At 72.4% G+C, this 15751-nt stretch carries 13 protein-coding genes and 1 tRNA gene; 5 read left to right on the forward strand and 9 right to left on the reverse strand.

Features of this window, described 5'->3' with window-relative positions; all coding sequences use genetic code 11:
* The first annotated feature begins 38 nt into the window (after positions 1-38).
* Positions 39-386, forward strand: a complete 348-nt coding sequence (locus KKZ08_RS16135; protein WP_223775118.1) for an SsgA family sporulation/cell division regulator — start codon at positions 39-41, stop codon at positions 384-386.
* Between the two features lie 12 nt (positions 387-398).
* On the opposite strand, the gene KKZ08_RS16140 is transcribed toward KKZ08_RS16135, so the two are convergent.
* Both KKZ08_RS16140 and KKZ08_RS16145 read right to left on the reverse strand, forming a co-directional pair.
* Positions 399-2645, reverse strand: a complete 2247-nt coding sequence (locus KKZ08_RS16140) for an MMPL family transporter (protein ID WP_223775119.1) — start codon at positions 2643-2645, stop codon at positions 399-401.
* Between the two features lie 122 nt (positions 2646-2767).
* Positions 2768-3358 (reverse strand): TetR/AcrR family transcriptional regulator, encoded by a 591-nt coding sequence (locus KKZ08_RS16145; protein WP_223775120.1) that lies wholly within the window; start codon positions 3356-3358, stop codon positions 2768-2770.
* A 156-nt stretch (positions 3359-3514) separates the two neighbouring features.
* On the opposite strand from KKZ08_RS16145, the gene KKZ08_RS16150 reads away from it, so the two are divergent.
* A complete protein-coding gene (locus tag KKZ08_RS16150) occupies positions 3515-6979 on the forward strand; it encodes a S41 family peptidase (protein WP_223775121.1) in 3465 nt (1154 codons plus the stop codon).
* Between the two features lie 90 nt (positions 6980-7069).
* Positions 7070-7291, forward strand: a complete 222-nt coding sequence (locus KKZ08_RS16155) for a hypothetical protein (protein WP_223775122.1) — start codon at positions 7070-7072, stop codon at positions 7289-7291.
* A gap of 79 nt (positions 7292-7370) precedes the next feature.
* On the opposite strand, the gene KKZ08_RS16160 is transcribed toward KKZ08_RS16155, so the two are convergent.
* The 3 genes from KKZ08_RS16160 to KKZ08_RS16170 are packed head-to-tail and all read right to left on the reverse strand — an operon-like array spanning position 7371 to position 10731.
* Positions 7371-8246, reverse strand: coding sequence for an SDR family oxidoreductase (locus KKZ08_RS16160; RefSeq protein ID WP_223775123.1), 876 nt, complete (start codon positions 8244-8246; stop codon positions 7371-7373).
* A complete protein-coding gene (locus KKZ08_RS16165; RefSeq protein ID WP_223775124.1) occupies positions 8243-9169 on the reverse strand; it encodes an alpha/beta hydrolase in 927 nt (308 codons plus the stop codon). Before KKZ08_RS16165 ends, KKZ08_RS16160 begins: the two co-directional genes overlap by 4 nt.
* Positions 9166-10731: an NAD(P)/FAD-dependent oxidoreductase gene (locus KKZ08_RS16170; RefSeq protein WP_223775125.1), complete on the reverse strand. Its 1566-nt coding sequence runs from the start codon at positions 10729-10731 to the stop codon at positions 9166-9168. The genes KKZ08_RS16165 and KKZ08_RS16170 overlap by 4 nt, the downstream gene beginning before the upstream one ends.
* A gap of 174 nt (positions 10732-10905) precedes the next feature.
* Here KKZ08_RS16170 and KKZ08_RS16175 point away from each other — a divergent pair, with 174 nt between their 5' ends.
* Positions 10906-11532, forward strand: coding sequence for a MerR family transcriptional regulator (locus tag KKZ08_RS16175; RefSeq protein WP_223779076.1), 627 nt, complete (start codon positions 10906-10908; stop codon positions 11530-11532).
* A 12-nt stretch (positions 11533-11544) separates the two neighbouring features.
* Here the strand turns inward: KKZ08_RS16175 and KKZ08_RS16180 are convergent, their stop codons facing one another.
* Together KKZ08_RS16180 and KKZ08_RS16185 are read right to left on the reverse strand one after the other, a co-directional pair.
* Positions 11545-12561: a DUF6528 family protein gene (locus KKZ08_RS16180; protein WP_223775126.1), complete on the reverse strand. Its 1017-nt coding sequence runs from the start codon at positions 12559-12561 to the stop codon at positions 11545-11547.
* Between the two features lie 140 nt (positions 12562-12701).
* Positions 12702-13493, reverse strand: coding sequence for an exodeoxyribonuclease III (locus KKZ08_RS16185; RefSeq protein ID WP_223775127.1), 792 nt, complete (start codon positions 13491-13493; stop codon positions 12702-12704).
* Between the two features lie 209 nt (positions 13494-13702).
* On the opposite strand from KKZ08_RS16185, the gene KKZ08_RS16190 reads away from it, so the two are divergent.
* Positions 13703-14227 carry a GNAT family N-acetyltransferase gene (locus KKZ08_RS16190; RefSeq protein WP_223775128.1) on the forward strand — a complete coding sequence of 175 codons (525 nt, stop codon included), beginning with the start codon at positions 13703-13705 and terminating at the stop codon, positions 14225-14227.
* A gap of 65 nt (positions 14228-14292) precedes the next feature.
* Here KKZ08_RS16190 and KKZ08_RS16195 read toward each other — a convergent pair.
* A tRNA-Ala gene (locus KKZ08_RS16195) sits at positions 14293-14366 on the reverse strand.
* Positions 14367-14452: 86 nt separating this feature from the next.
* The gene (gene glpR / locus KKZ08_RS16200) at positions 14453-15655 is read right to left on the reverse strand and encodes a gephyrin-like molybdotransferase receptor GlpR (RefSeq protein ID WP_223775129.1); all 1203 of its coding nucleotides are present in this window, start codon (positions 15653-15655) and stop codon (positions 14453-14455) included.
* Positions 15656-15751 lie beyond the last annotated feature (96 nt).

Below are 15751 nucleotides of genomic sequence, written 5' to 3' on the forward strand. Positions count from 1 at the left end.
AACGGCGGCGCACGCACGCCGGGACGAGGAGTTCAGCGATGTCCGCAGTCGAGCAGTACGCACGTGCCCACCTCGTCACGGACTCCTCCGAGGGCCACCGCGCGGTGCCCGTCGTCCTGCGCTACGACGCGGAGGCCGACCCGCACACGGTGCGGATCGGCCTCCCCGGCCGCCACGAGCGGTCCTTCGCCCGGCAGCTGCTCGAACAGGGCCTGCGGGCCCCGGTCACCGCCGGTGACGTGCACATCTGGCCGTGCGGCCGGGTGCAGACGATCGTGGAGTTCCACGCCGGGGACGGGGTGACGGTCGTCCAGTTCGACGCCTCGGCCCTGATCCGCTTCCTGCGCCGCACCTACGCGGCCACCGCCACCCCGGTCACCCGCTGACCCCCGACGGGATCAGACCCGGACCGGCTCCCGCTCGGCGTCCGCCTCGCGGCCGGCCTCCTTCTCGGCCGCCGTGCGCAGCCCCTCGCCCTCGACGTCGACGTTCGGCAGCGCGCGGTCGAGCCACTTGGGCAGCCACCACGCCTTGCCGCCGAGCAGCGCGAGGACCGCGGGCACCAGCGCCATGCGGACCACGAACGCGTCGAAGAAGACCGCGATCGCGAGGCCGAAGCCGATCATCTTGACCATCTGCTCGCTGGAGCCGATGAAGCCCGCGAACACCGCGATCATGATGACGGCCGCCGCCGAGACCACCCGGGCGCCGTGCCGGAAGCCGGTCACGACCGCCTGGCCGGGCCGCTCCCCGTGGACGTACGCCTCCCGCATGCGCGTCACGAGGAAGACCTCGTAGTCCATCGCCAGGCCGAAGACCACACCGACCATGAAGATCGGCATCATCGACATGATCGGTCCTGTCTGCTCCACGCCGAAGAGCGAGCCGAGCCAGCCCCACTGGAAGACCGCGACGACCGCGCCGAGGGCCGCGAGGACCGAGAGCAGGAAGCCGAGGGCCGCCTTGAGCGGGACCAGGACCGAGCGGAAGACGACGATCAGGAGGAGGAAGGCGAGGCCCACGACGAGCGCCAGGTAGGGCAGCAGGGCGTCGTTCAGTTTCTGCGAGACGTCGATGTTCATGGCCGTGGTGCCGGTGACCATGATCTCGGCGCCGGTGTCGGACGTGATCTCCGCGCCCGTGCCGCGGATCGAGTGGACCAGGTCCTCGGTCTCGATGCCGCTCGGCTTGGACGACGGCACGACGCTGATGATCGCGGTGTCGCCGGCCTTGTTGAACATCGGCGGGGCGACGGTCGAGACGTCGTCGAGCTTCGAGATCGTCTTGGTGATCTCACCGGCCGCCGCCTTCGGGTCGTCGGCGCCACGGAGGTCGCCGACGACCATCAGCGGACCGTTGAAGCCAGGACCGAAGCCGTCGGAGACCAGGTCGTACGCCTTGCGCTGGGTCGTGGAGGTGGGCTGCGCGCCGTCGTCCGGCAGGCCGAGCTCCAGCTGCGAGACCGGGATGGCGGCGGCGCCGAGCCCGACGATGCCGACGAGCAGCACCGCGACCGGGCGGCGGACCACGAAGCGGGCCCAGCGGGTGCCCATGTTCGGCTTCTCGCCCCCGCTGTCCGGCTCGCCCTCGGCCCGCGCGGCCTTCTTGCCGCCGAACAGCCTGCTCTTCTCACCCATGGGCATGACCCGCCTGCCCGCGTATCCGAGCAGCGCGGGGATGAGGGTGAGCGCGATGAGGACGGCGATGACGACCGTGCCGGCCGCGGCGAAGCCCATCTTGGTGAGCATCGGGATGTTGACCACGGCGAGGCCGACCAGCGCGATGACCACGGTGAGCCCGGCGAAGACGACCGCGGATCCGGCGGTGCCGACGGCACGGCCCGCCGCTTCCTCGCGGTCGCGGCCCTCGGCGAGTTCGCCGCGGTAGCGCGAGACGATGAACAGCGCGTAGTCGATGCCGACCGCGAGGCCGATCATCATGGCGAGCGTCGAGGTGGTGGTGCCGAGGTCCAGCGCGTTCGCGAGCGCCGTGATGGACGAGACGCCGATGCCCACCCCGATCAGCGCGGTGAGCAGCGGAAGCCCGGCCGCGATCAGCGAGCCGAAGGTGATGACGAGGACGACCGCGGCGACCGCGATGCCGATGATCTCGGTGGAGCCGGTCTCGGGCATGGCCTGGAGCGCGTCACCGCCGACCTCGACCGTGAGCCCGGAATCCCGCGCCTTGTCGGTGGTCTTCTCCAGCGCGTCGCGGTCCTCGTCGGTCAGCTCCATCGAGGTGACCTTGTACGAGACGGAGGCGTACGCGGTGGAGCCGTCCTTGCTGACGGTCTTGGCGCGGAACGGGTCGTCGGCGCGGGCCACGTGGTCCGAGCCGGTCCTGAGGGCGCCGACGGTCTTGACGATCTCGGCCTTGTTGGCCGGGTCCGTCACCTTCTCGCCGTCGGGCGCCTTGAAGACGACGCGGGCGCTCGCGCCGTCGGCGCTGGCCTCCGGGGCCCGCTTCTCCAGGAGGTCGAAGGCCTTCTGCGCCTCCGTGCCCGGTATGGAGAAGGAGCTGGACGCGGCGGTGGGCGCCGACGCCGCGCCGACCCCGGCGAGGGTGAGCAGCGCCACCCAGATCAGGGCGACGAAGTGCCGTCGCCGGAAGGCGAGTTTGCCGAGTTTGTAGAGGAAAGTGGCCACGAGGGCGTACTCCCGGTCAGGTCGTGGTGGCCGCGCAAGCGGGGGTCTTCCGCGGGCAGGGGAGGTGAGCCCGACGACGTGAGCGGTCGCGTCAGGTACGGGGGTGTCGCGAGAGGGGCTGGTCAGACGCCGAGGGCGGGGAGCACCACGGCGTCCAGGTACGAGGCGAGGAAGGCCTGGTCGACCGGGCGGTCCTCGATGAGGTCCCGGGCGACGAAGCCGCCGACCATCATGTGTACGACGTACTCGAGGGCCGGATTGTCCGCGGCGACCTCACCGCGCTCCACCGCTCTGCGCAGCAGGGCGTTCAGGCCGGTGAGCTCCGGCTCGATGAGGAGGTTCCGCAGCGCCTGGTGGAGCTCGGGGTTCTCGTGCACGGCGTGGAACAGGCCCCGCATCAGCGCGGCGTCCTTCTCCATCTGGCAGTCGTCCGAGCGGGCCACCATCTCGTTCAGGTCGCCGCGCAGCGACCCGGTGTCGATGTCCGCCAGCGACGCCGGCTTGTTGTGCCGCAGCGCCTTGGCGACCAGCTCGGGCTTGCTCCCCCACTGGCGGTAGAGGGTGGCCTTGCTGGAGCGGGTGCGGGCCGCCACGGCGTCCATGGTGAGGGCGTCGTAGCCGACCTCGCGGAGCAGGTCGAGCACGGCCTCGTACAGCTCGGCCTCGCGCTCGGGCGTGATCCTGCTGCGTCGCGCGCTCGCCGCCTCAGCCATGGTCCCCACCTCCTGCTCGTATGGATCGTACGAAACGGTTTCGTACACGGCTACTGTACCCACCCGCCTAACGAAACGAAACTGTTTCGTACGTGGCCTGGGTCACGTGCCCGGTCACGAGTTGCCGGGGCCCCCGGAGCGGAAAAGCATGGTGAGGTGACCGACGAGCGCGACGAAGCCCAGGCAGCACAGGCCCGCCAGACCGACCGGGCCTACCTGCGATTCCCCCACCTCAGCGGCGACCGCCTCTGTTTCGTCGCCGAGGACGACCTCTGGGTGGCCCCCCTCACCCCCGAAGGCGTCCCCGTCGGCCGGGCCTGGCGGCTCACCGCGGACCGGACCAAGATCGGCCACCCCCGCTTCTCGCCGGACGGCCGCCACATCGCGTACACGAGCTGGCGCAGCCTCGACCCGGAGATCCATCTGGCGCCGGTGGCCGGCGGGCCCTCGCGCCGCCTGACCTACTGGGGCAGCACCGACACCCGGGTCTGCGGCTGGTCGCCCGACGGCCACATCCTCGCCGTGTCCTCGCACGGCGAGCCCTTCTCGCACTTCTGCTTCGCCTACAGCGTGCCGACCGACGGCTCCCCCGGCGGCAAGCTGCCCTGGGGCCCGGTCGCCGACATCGCGGTCACCGACACCCTCACCGGCACCCCCGCCGACGGCGGCACCGGCGCCTGCGACCGCAAGACGCTCCTCCTGACCGGCAAGCCGCCCCACGAACCGGCCGCCTGGAAGCGGTACCGGGGCGGCGCGACGGGCCGCCTGTGGATGCACGGCAAGCGGATCCTCGCTCACCTCGACGGGCACCTCGACTCCCCCATGTTCGTGGCCGGACGCATCGCGTTCCTCTCCGACCACGAAGGCGTCGGAAATCTGTACTCCTGCCTCCCCAACGGCTCCGACCTGCGCCGCCACACCGACCACGACGCCTTCTACGCCCGGCACGCCGCCAGCGACGGCACGCGCGTCGTCTACCAGTGCGCGGGCGAGGTATGGCTGGTCGACGCGCTCACCGCGGACTCCGCGCCGCGCCGCCTCGACGTGCGGCTCGGCGGGCCCCGCTCCGGGCGGCGGATCTACCAGGTGCCGGCCGCGCAGCACATCGACGCGCTCTCCGTGGACACGACGGGGCGGGCCAGCGCCGTCGTCGTGCGCGGCAGCCTCTACTGGCTCACCCACCGGGACGGCCCGGCCCGCACGATCACCGACACCCCGGGCGTACGCGTGCGGCTGCCGGAGATGCTGGGCACCGGCGGGCAGGTCGCGTACGTCACCGACGCCGAGGGCGAGGACGCCGTCGAGATCGCCGGTCTGCCGCGCGCCACCGGCGACCGCAGGCCGCGCAGGCTGGTGACCGGCGGCCTCGGCCGCGTCCAGGAGATGGTCTCCGACCCCGACGGCGAGCGCCTCGCCATCGCCTCGAACGACGGCCGCCTCCTGCTCGTCACCGTCTCCGACGAGCAGGAGACCGCCGCCATGAACCGCAGGCTGCGCGAGGTCGGGGAGACCGCCCCCGAGGCCCCGGGCGAGACCGAGGTCGGGTCCGAGACCGAGGCCGGGTCCGAGACCGAGGCCGGGTCCGGGGCCGTGGAGCGGACGGAGGCCGCCGATGTCACCGAGGTGATCCGCTCCATCAACGGGCCGGTCCGCGACCTCGCCTTCTCCCCCGACGGCACCTGGCTCGCCTGGTCACACCCGGGCATCGGCCGCTCCCTGCGGCAGATCAAGCTGGCCCGCATCGCCGGGCCGGGCCCCCGCACGATCGTGGACGTCACCAACGGCCGGTTCGAGGACGAGAACCCCGTCTTCACCCGCGACGGCCGCTACCTCGCCTTCCTCTCCTGGCGCGGCTTCGACCCCGTCTACGACGTGCACACCGGCGACCTGTCCTTCCCGCTCGGCTGCCGCCCCTACCTCGTACCGCTCTCGTCGGCGATCCCCTCCCCCTTCGCGCTGCTGCCCGACGGGCGCCCGGCGGCCGGCGGCCTCGACCCGGCCGACGACAACCGGGGCGACGGCACGACGACGGTGGAGACCGAGGGCCTGGAGGCACGGGTCACGCCCTTCCCCGTGGCGGCGTCGAAGTACTCGGCCCTGCAACCGGTCAGCGGCGGCGGCCTGGTCTGGCTGCGCTGGCCGATCTCGGGCGCGCTCGGCGAGACCTTCGCCAACCCGGCCGACACCTCGGGCCGCCCCACCCTGGAGCACTTCAACATCGCCAAGGCGAAGAAGTCCCAACTCGTGGAGCACCTGGACTGGTTCGCGCCGAGCGGCGACGGCACCCGGCTCGTCGTCGTCGACGAGGGCGACCTGACCGCCGTGCCCGCCACCGAGCAGGGCGACAGCGACACCACGGTCTGGATCGACCTGCGCCGCATCCTGCACGAGGTCGACCCGGCCGCCGAGTGGCGCCAGGCGTACGAGGAGGCGGGCCGGATCATCCGCGCCTACTTCTGGGACCCGGGGATGTCCGGCATCGACTGGGACGGGGTGCTCGCGCAGTACCGGCCGCTGGTCGAACGCGTCGCGTCCCCCGACGAGTTCGCGGACCTGCTCCGTGAGGTCCTCGGCGAGCTGGGCACCTCCCACGCCTACGTCTCCCCGGCCCGCCGCAACGAGGGCCCGCCGCACTACCAGCGCGCGATGGGCCTGCTCGGCGCCAATCTCGTACGCAGGGACGGGGGCTGGCTGGTGAAGCGGATCCTGCCCGGCGACTCCTCCGACTCCAAGGCGCGCTCCCCGCTCGCCGGTTCGGGCATCCGCGAGGGCGCCGTCCTCACCCATGTCGACGGCCGCCCCGTCGACCCGGTGACCGGCCCCTACCCGCTGCTCGCGGCGGCGGGCGGCACGACCGTCGAGCTGACGTTCCGCCCGGCGGAGGGCGAGGGGCGCCCGCGGCGGGTCGCCATCGTCCCGCTCATCAACGAACGCCCGCTGCGCTACCAGGACTGGGTGGCCAAACGCCGCGAGGTCGTCCGGGAGTTGAGCGGCGGCAAGTGCGGCTACCTGCACATCCCCGACATGGGCGGCTCCGGCTGGGCTCAGTTCAACAGGGACCTGCGCCTGGAGGTGTCGCGGCCCGCCCTCATCGTCGACGTGCGCGGCAACGCGGGCGGCCACATCAGCGAACTGGTGGTGGAGAAGCTCACCCGCAAGATCCTCGGCTGGGACCTGACGCGCAACGCCCAGCCCGTCTCGTACGCCTCCAACGCGCCGCGCGGCCCGGTGGTGGCGCTGGCCGACGAGGCGACCTCATCGGACGGCGACATGATCACGGCGGCGTTCAAGCTGCTGGGGCTCGGCCCGGTCGTCGGGCAGCGCACCTGGGGCGGCGTGGTCGGCATGACCGGGCGGCACCGGCTCGGCGACGGGACGGTGATCACGGTGCCGATGAACGCGGGCTGGTTCGACGCGTACGGCTGGTCCGTGGAGAACCACGGCGTGAGCCCGGACATCGAGGCGCTGCGCACGCCGCTGGACTGGGCGGAGGGGCGGCACGCCCAGCTCGACGACGCGGTGCGGGTGGCCCTCGACCTCCTGGAGCGCCACCCGGCGGTGGCCCCGCCCGGCTACTCCGACGTGCCGGACCGCCGACGGCCACCGCTGCCGCCCCGCTGACTCTCCGTAGTTGATCGAAATGCGGCGTATGTCCCCCTATGTCAATCTGGTCGAGGCCCCATCCCCCTCACCCACAACGGGAGTAACAGCATGGGCATCAAGGACCAGTTCCAGGACAAGGCTCAGGACCTCGCCGAGAAGGCCAAGAGCCGCACGGGCGACAAGGACAAGATGCGCGAGCGCGGCTCGCAGGCCCAGGACGACCTGCGCGAGCGCGGCACGCGGGCCCGGGACGAGGCGTCGGAGCGGTCCTCGCAGGCCCGTGACACCGCGCGGCGGCAGCGGGACATGGACGAGGACTACGAGATCTGACCCGCGCCGCACCCACGCGTGAGAAGGCCCCCGGGACGCCGGGGGCCTTCTCACGTCGTGGCCGAGGGGGCCGGGCCGCTCAGCTCGCCCGCGCCGCCTCGTCCGCCGAACCGCCCGCTCCCACCAGGCCCGTCGGCACACTGGCGAGCCGTGGCTCGAAGCGCCGCATCTCGCGCTGCCCGACCGCGCCGATGACACCCGGCAGATAGCCGCGAATGCCCTGCATGCCCCGCAGCCACCACTGCGCGTACACATGGCTGGAGCGCCGTTCGATGCCGGCGACGATGCGGTCCACCGCCGGGCCGAGCGGATACGTCTTGTTGGACGGCCACGGCAGCCGCTGGCGCAGCTCGCGCATCACCTCGTCCTGGTCCGCGCCCCGCACCATGTCCGTGTCCGTCCAGGACAGATAGCCGACGCCGACCTTGACGCCCTTGTAGCCGACCTCGGCGCGCAAAGCGTGCGCGTACGCCTCGACGCCCGACTTCGACGCGCAGTACGCCGTCATCATCGGCGCCGGCGTGATCGCGGCGAGCGAGGCGATCTGGAGCAGATAGCCGCGGCTCTCCATCAGGACCGGCAGGAAGGCGCGGGCGGTGACCGCGCTGCCGATGAGGTTGACCTCGATGACGCGGCGCCACGCCACGGGGTCGGACTCCACGAAGGGCCCGCCGCCGGCCACGCCCGCGTTCGCGACGACGATGTCGACCTTGCCGAAGCGCTCCTTGACCTCCCGCGCGACCCGCGCCATCGCCTCGTGGTCGGTGACGTCCGCGTGCCAGTGGTCGGCCTCGGTGTGCAGCCGCTGCACCACCTGCTTCAGCTCGTCCGGCTCCAGGCCCACGAGCGCGACCTTCGCGCCGCGCGCCGACAGCTTGCGGGCGAGCAGCTCACCGACCCCGCGCGCCGCGCCCGTGACGACCGCGACCTGCCCCTCCAGGCTGACCCTGCTCATGCGCCCTCCTTCACCTGTACGTACGTTGCGACGAGTTCCGCTATGCGTGCCGTGACGGCGTCCGGTGCCTCGATGGGCGTCATGTGTCCGACCCCGGCCAGCTCGGTGAGGCCCACGCAGTCGGGCAGGGCGGCGGCGATCCGCCGCGCGTGCACGACGGGGGTGAGCCGGTCGGCCAGCCCCGCGAGGACAGCCGTGGGCACGCGCAACGCGCCCACCTCGACGTCCAGTTCGAGCGTGGCAAGCACATGGGACCAGCCGCGGCGCACGCCGGTCGGGCAGGCGTGCACGATCCGCGCGCACGCGTCGACCTTGTCCCGCGCCGAACCGGGGCCCATGGTCCCGTACTTGAGGATGCGGCGGGACAGCGGCGTGACGGGCCCGAGCGGCGCCCGCGAGCCGAGCACGGACCGCGTGATCCGGGTCCGCACCCGCCCGGCCCGCAGCGGCACCACCATCGACTCGGCGACCAGGCTCGAACTGCCCGTGCTGCACAGCAGGACGGCGGCGGTGTGCTCCCGGAAGGTCTCGCGCCCGCCCGCGGCCATGATCGTCATGCCGCCCATGGAGTGCCCGACGAGCACGGCCTTCTCACCCGGCGCGAGCGTCGCCGCCAGGACCGCTTCGAGGTCGTCGGCGAGCGCCCGCGTGCTGTACCCCTCGGGGTCCGCGGGCGCGGCGCTGCGCCCGTGCCCCCGCTGGTCGTACGTGATGACCCGGTGGTCACCGCTGAGGGAGCGTATCTGCGCGGCCCAGAAGGCGGTCGAGCACGTCCAGCCGTGGGCGAGCACCACGGCGGGCGCTTCTTGTGGACCATGCGCCTCGACGTGTATGCGGGCCCCGTCGGCGGAGACGGCGGTCAGTTCGCGCGCGGGGGCGGGCGGCGCGTAGGGCCCGTCCGCGAGGCGGGTCAGCCTGCTCATGCCCCGGCCTCCACCTTCGCGCCGTCGGACTCCCTCTCCTTGCGGGACGGTGGTATCTCCTTCGGCGCCCGCAGCACCTCGTACTCGTTGAGGTCCACGTGCCGCGTCGCCGCCCGGAACTCGGTGGTCGTGCCGGGCCAGACGGTGGTGTTGACGCCGTTCGCGTCGAGGTACCAGCTGGTGCAGCCGCCGGTGTTCCACACGGTGCGCTTCATCCGCTCCTGCACCCGGCGGTTCCAGGCGCTCACGGCGGCCGGGCGGGGGGCGAGCGCGGCGCGGCCTCCGAGGACGTCCAACTGGCGCAGGTAGTCGGCCATGTAGTTCAGCTGGGACTCGATCATCAGGATCATGGAGGAGTTCCCGAGCCCGGTGTTGGGACCGATGATCGTCATCCAGTTCGGGAAGCCGGCGGCGGTCGCGCCGCGCAGCGCGTTCATGCCGTCCTTCCAGGTCTCCATGAGGGTGAGCCCCTCGTCGCCCACGACGCGCTCGGCGATCGGCATGTCCGTGACGTGGAATCCGGTGCCGAAGACGATCGCGTCGACCTCGGCCTCGGTACCGTCCGCTGCGACGACCGTGTTGCCGCGCACCTCGGCCAGACCACTGGCGACGACGTCCACATTCGGCTTGGCGAGCGCCGGGTAGTAGGTGTTGGAGAGCAGGATGCGCTTGCACCCGATGCGGTACGTGGGGGTCAGCTTGGCCCGCAGCGCCGGGTCCTTGATGGCGCGGTACATGTTCCGCTTGGCGAGCTGCTCCACCATGCCGAGTTCGTTCGGCCGCTTGGTGAACGCCTGGACCTGCAACTCCCGGATGCCCCACAGGATTCCGCGCCGGGCCTGCGTGGTGAACGGCAGCTGCCGGTGCAGCCAGCGCTCCACGCCGGTGATGGCACGGTCCGCGCGCGGCATCACCCACGGCGGCGTGCGCTGGAAGAGGGTGAGCCGGCCGGCCTTCTTCTGGATCTCGGGCACGATCTGGATGGCGGAGGCACCGGTGCCGATCATCGCGACGCGCTTGCCGCTCAGGTCGTAGTCGTGGTCCCAGCGGGCGGAGTGGAAGACCTTGCCGGGGAAGGTGTCGATGCCCGGGATGTCCGGCGTCTTGGGGTCCGAGAGCGGCCCGGTGGCGGAGACGACGACGTCGGCGGTGAGGGTTCCGCTGCTGGTCCCGATCTCCCACCACAGCCGGTCGGCGTCCCAGCGCACCACCTCCACCTCGGTGTTCAGGCGGATGTGCGAGCGCAGCCGGAAGGTGTCGGCGACATGCTCCAGGTACTCCCGGATGTGCTCCTGCCCGGAGAAGGTGCGCGGCCAGTTCGGGTTGGGCGCGAAGGAGAACGAGTAGAGGTGTGAGGGCACGTCACAGGCGCAGCCCGGATAGCTGTTGTCCCGCCAGGTGCCGCCCACCGCGCCGGCCCGCTCCAGGACGACGAAGTCGGTGATGCCCTCCCGGCGCAGCCGCACGGCGGCCCCGAGGCCACCGAACCCGGAACCGATCACCGCCACCCGTACGTGCTCGTGCTCGCGCCCCTGCTCAGGGCCACACTCGCGCTCGGCCATGCCGCCGCCTCCCGAAGTACACGACTCTGCCAGTAACTACTGGCGCAATGGGGAGAGTAGAACACCCGCGTACTCATGGGTAGGGGTCGGCCGGGGAAAGTTACCGGTGGTACGACATAGGCTTCGCCCGTGGCAGACCAAGGGGAAGGCGAAGGCGGCGTCCGCGAATACCGCATGGCGGAGCTGGCCGAGGCGGCCGGCATCACCGTGCGCACCGTGCGCTTCTACCGCGAGCGCGGGCTGATCCCGCCGCCGCGCCGCGAGGGCCGCATCGCCTGGTACGACGAGCACCACCTGGCGAGGCTGCGCACGATCGCCGCCCTCCTTGAGCGCGGCCACACCCTGAACGGCATCGCCGAGCTGGCCGACGCCTTCGAGAAGGGCCGCGACGTCGGCGAACTCCTCGGCCTCGGCGAGCCCACCGAGGAACAGCCGGTCCGCCTCACCCCCGAGGAACTGGCCGACCACTTCGCGGGCGAGGTCACCCCGGAGAACCTCGTCGCCGCCCTGGACCTCGGCTATCTCGGCACGGACGGCGACGAGCTGGTGCACATCAGCCGCCGCCTCCTGGACGCGTCATCCACCCTCGTACGCAAGGGGGTTCCGCTCGCCGCGGTCCTGGAGGCGGGCCAGCGGGTGCGCGAACACGCCGACGCGCTCGCGGAGTTGTTCGTCACGGTCCTGCGCGACCACGTCCCCGCCACCGCCGAGACCGACCTCGACGAACTGCGCCCGGTGGCCAAGGCCGTGGTCGAGGCGGAGCTGTCGATGGCCCTGGACCGCCGCCTCAAGAAGCCCTGAGCGGCGGAACGCTCACCGCGGCAGCCACCACCGCGCCTTGTAGATCCCGCCGCCGACCAGCTTGTAGGCGCTCGCGGGCCGGTGGACGCTGACCGTCGTCGTCCACCACGTCTCCCCGAGGCCGCGCTCGGGCACGGTGCTCACGACCTGCCCGGTACGCGGATCGTCACCGACGGCCTTCACCGACTTCCGCGAGATCTCCCCGGCCCCGGCGAAGTCCCCCACGAAGGCCCCGCTGCTCGTCTCGTACTGGAAGACGGCCGCGTTGGTCGTCACCCACAGCCGCCCCGGCCGCCCCGCCACCGGGAAGAGATCGTGCCCGCCCGGCGTGCGGCCCGGCGTCCCCACCGGCAGGCCGACCGCCGAGGCCCGGGTCAGGGTGGGCCGCGCGGCGGTGCCGCCCACCTCGTACGCCACCAGCTCGTCGTCGCCGATGGCCCACAGCACCCGCCGCGCGCCGTCCCAGTGCAGCCCGTGGGCGCCCTTGAGCACGGCCTCCGCGTACCGCTTCGCGCGCGGGCCCTGCGAAGCCGCGTACAGCCGCACGAGCGCGCCCGTGCTGCACGCGACGGCCACATTGCCGTCGGGCAGGATCTCGGCGCTGTGCGGATTGAACAGGTCGTCCCCGGGGCCGAGCGCCGTACCCCAGTACCGCCGCCCCGACGGATGCTCGACGACCGCCACGAAGCCGAACGACGCCGTCGTCAGCACATACGTACGCTTCCGGTGCACCCGCACCTTCGCCTCGCACGGATACACCCAGCTCACGTCGGGCCAAAGGTCCCTGTACCGCGGATCGCCGAGCGGCGAGAACTGCCACCGCACCACCGACGGGTCGGCGGCCGGGTCCCACACGCGCCGCCGCGGGTCGAGGACGAGGATGCGCCTGGACGCCTGCTCGGTCAGCAGCACCGGCGGCGTCCCGGCCGGGACCGGACTCCCGCTCGCCCCGTGCGCCGCGGCGGCGGGCAGCGCCGCCGCGATCCCGGCCCCCGCGGCGCCCAGCACCACGGCACGTCTCGTAGGCATGCCCGACACGAAGTACCCCCGGATCCACGGCAGTTGGTCGTGTACGCGACCGCAATCTGCCATGCCGGGCGGGGCCCGGGACAGCCCTCTGCCGGACTTTGTGACCGTGTCCCGCCGAGGACCACCCCCCTGGCGGACGCCTACAGGTCGTAGACCACGGTCACGGGCGCGTGATCGCTCCACCGCTCCGCGTGCGTCGCGGCCCGCTCCACGTACGCCTTCACGGCGCGCTCGGCGAGGCCGGCCGTCGCGACGTGGTAGTCGATGCGCCAGCCCGTGTCGTTGTCGAAGGCGCGCCCGCGGTAGGACCACCACGAGTAGGGCCCCTCCACACCGGGGTGCTGGGCCCGTACGACGTCCTCGTACTCCTCGAAGACCTCGCTCATCCAGGCGCGCTCCTCCGGCAGGAATCCGGAGTTCTTCTTGTTGCCCTTCCAGTTCTTGAGGTCGGCCTCCTGGTGGGCGATGTTCCAGTCGCCGCAGACGACGACGTGGCGCCCGTCGGCGGCGGCCCGCGCCTTGAGCTCCTTCAGGTAGACGAGGAACTCCGCCATGAACCGCACCTTCTCGTCCTGCCGCTCGGTGCCGACCTCCCCGGAGGGCAGATACAGGCTCGCGACGGTGACACCCGGCAGGTCGGCCTCCACATAGCGCCCGCTGCCGTCGAATTCGGCCGACCCGAAGCCCACCCGCACCCGGTCCGGCTCACGGCGCGTGTACAGCGAGACACCGGCGCGCCCCTTCGCCGCGGCGGGCGCGTGCACGACATGCCACCCCTCGGGCGCACGGACCTCGTCCGGCAGCTGCTGCGGCTCGGCGCGCACCTCCTGGAGGCACAGCACGTCGGCCGTGGTGTCGCCGAGCCACTCGACGAACCCCTTCTTGGCAGCGGCACGCAGCCCGTTCACGTTCACAGAGGTCACTGTCAGCACAACACTCGCCTTACTCTCTTCCGGCGTCTTCTCCCGGACCGCCGATCAGACTCCCACACGGCCGACGGTGACCCGTGCCGCCGGCTCACTCCCTGAGGAGAGCAGCCTCACACCCAGGACTCCGACGAAGGGCCCTGCCGCCCTCCGCCCCCTCCCGGCACACTGAAACTCGCACCCACTCCCTACCGCATAGAAGTACGATGCCACGCATGAGTATCCAGACCACCGACACGGCCACCACCGCCGCGACCGGCGTCCACCTGCGCACCGTCACCTTCGCCCACCCCGACGCCGTCGCCCTCAACGACCGCGTCCAGCTCGAATACGCGGAGCGCTACGGCGACGAAGGCGACGTCACCTTCCTCGACCCGTCGATGTTCGCGCCGCCCCGGGGCCTGTACCTCATCGCGTACGACGGGAACGGCACCCCGCTGGCCACGGGCGGCTGGCGCGCGATGGACGAGAACGGGGAGGGGTACGAGAACGGCGACGCGGAGCTCAAGCGGATGTACGTCACACCCGAGGCGCGCGGCCTCGGCCTCGCCCGGCGCATCCTGGCGGCCCTGGAGACGGACGCCAGGGCGGCGGGCCGCGTACGCATGGTCCTGGAGACGGGCACGAAGCAGCCCGAGGCGATAGCCCTCTACACCTCCAGCGGCTACACCCCCGCCCCGGCCAAGTTCGGCCACTACCGCTTCGACGACCTGAGCCGCTGCTACGCGAAGGCGCTCTGAAGGACGGGGGGCACAACGCAAAGATCCCGCCCAGTTCGATGAACTGGACGGGATCTCATGTGCAGTGGACCTGTGGGGATTTGAACCCCAGACCCCCTCGATGCGAACGAGGTGCGCTACCAGACTGCGCCACAGGCCCTTGCAACGAGTGAAACTCTAGCATCCCGATCCGGGTGCTTGGAAATCCGTTCCTGACTGGTCAGCCGGGGCGGACCCCACGGCGCCTCACTCGTTGGCGGCGCGGGGCCGGTCCCCGTCCTCGTACTGGTCGAAGAGCGGCGTACGACCGCGCTCGCGGGCCCGTCGCGCGGAGGCGGCCCGACGCTTGTCGCTGCGCCCCCCGGCCGCGTCGGAGCCCTCGGCCGCGTCGATATCTCCGGCGGCCGCGGCGGCACCCGTGGTCCCCGCGCCGCGCCGCGCCTCCTCGGCGGCGGGCTCCGCCGTGCTGGAGCGGGCCGAGCTCCAGGTGTCGGGGGCGCCCAGGTCGACGCTGCCGGTGGCGCGCGGGGCGACCGGCGCGGTCACGTACGTCGGCAGGGGCACCGGGACCGGGTCCCAGCTGTCGCCACGGCCGGGCCCGCGCTGGCGCTCGCGCTGCTGGTCGACCCACTCCGCGTGGTCGGTCTGCTCGACGAGGGCGCGGCGGTCGGCGGCGAGCGCGGAGAGGCCGGTCTCCGTCTCGGGCGGCTGCTGCGCCTCGCGCTCCTCGTCGACGACGGGCTCCGCGCTCGCGGGCCTGCGCCGGGGCCGGTTCTCCCGCAGCCGCTGCGCCGCGGCCTCGGCCCGGCGCCGGTCCATCGTGTACGTGAAGCGGCGCCGCTCCTGGCCGCGCAGATAGACGATGTAGGCGCTCAGCAGCACGGCGGGCGCGGCGGGCGCCCACAGGAAGGCGAGGCCGCCCACCCCGGCGACGACCGCTCCGGCCGTGAAGGCGAGGAAGAGCAGCATCGTCGTGCGCCGGCGCCGGGCGAGGACCTTCGAGCGCCTGGCGCGCGCGGCGGCCTCGGCCGAGGCGGCGCGCTGCGCGGGCGAGGCCTTGGCGCGCGGCGGCTGCTCGCGTTCCGGTTCGGCGTCGGGGTGCGCCTGCTGACGGGCCGGAGGTTCACTCCGCGCCGCGACAGGCTCCGCCCGGTCCACCTGGGGCTCCACCCGTTCCGTAGGAGGCACGGCGAAGGCCCGGACGTCCACCGAGCCGGTGGCGTCGTCCGGTTCGCCGCGCGTCTCCCCTTCTTCGGGCGAGCGGGCTTGCAGGTCCTTGGCGTATCGGCGCTCCATACCCGCCCGTCCGGACAGCAGCCGGATGGCGGTGCTGAAGCGTTCCGTCGGACGGGCTTCGTTCAGCTCGTCCTGCCTACGGAGCCACATCGGCACCAAGTAGGCGGCCCAGGCCCCGACGATGACTGCGTAGATGAGGCCGCTGCTGCTCACGCTCACACGGTAGAGGGGTTTGGGTGAGGCCATCCGCCAATTGCGCCGGTGTGTCGCACGATCCGGCTGATATGTCGAACTTTTTTTGTGACCGAT

The sequence above is a fragment of the Streptomyces sp. 135 genome (assembly GCF_020026305.1).
In the GTDB taxonomy this organism is placed as follows: domain Bacteria; phylum Actinomycetota; class Actinomycetes; order Streptomycetales; family Streptomycetaceae; genus Streptomyces.

Bases quoted from the DNA above. Each gene is read 5' to 3' on its own strand.
- KKZ08_RS16135 (WP_223775118.1), top strand. From the start codon at position 39: ATGTCCGCAGTCGAGCAGTACGCACGTGCCCACCTCGTCACGGACTCC.
- KKZ08_RS16145 (WP_223775120.1), bottom strand. From the start codon at position 3,358: ATGGCTGAGGCGGCGAGCGCGCGACGCAGCAGGATCACGCCCGAGCGC.
- KKZ08_RS16155 (WP_223775122.1), top strand. From the start codon at position 7,070: ATGGGCATCAAGGACCAGTTCCAGGACAAGGCTCAGGACCTCGCCGAG.
- KKZ08_RS16160 (WP_223775123.1), bottom strand. From the start codon at position 8,246: ATGAGCAGGGTCAGCCTGGAGGGGCAGGTCGCGGTCGTCACGGGCGCG.
- KKZ08_RS16165 (WP_223775124.1), bottom strand. From the start codon at position 9,169: ATGAGCAGGCTGACCCGCCTCGCGGACGGGCCCTACGCGCCGCCCGCC.
- KKZ08_RS16170 (WP_223775125.1), bottom strand. From the start codon at position 10,731: ATGGCCGAGCGCGAGTGTGGCCCTGAGCAGGGGCGCGAGCACGAGCAC.
- KKZ08_RS16175 (WP_223779076.1), top strand. From the start codon at position 10,906: ATGGCGGAGCTGGCCGAGGCGGCCGGCATCACCGTGCGCACCGTGCGC.
- KKZ08_RS16180 (WP_223775126.1), bottom strand. From the start codon at position 12,561: ATGCCTACGAGACGTGCCGTGGTGCTGGGCGCCGCGGGGGCCGGGATC.
- KKZ08_RS16190 (WP_223775128.1), top strand. From the start codon at position 13,703: ATGAGTATCCAGACCACCGACACGGCCACCACCGCCGCGACCGGCGTC.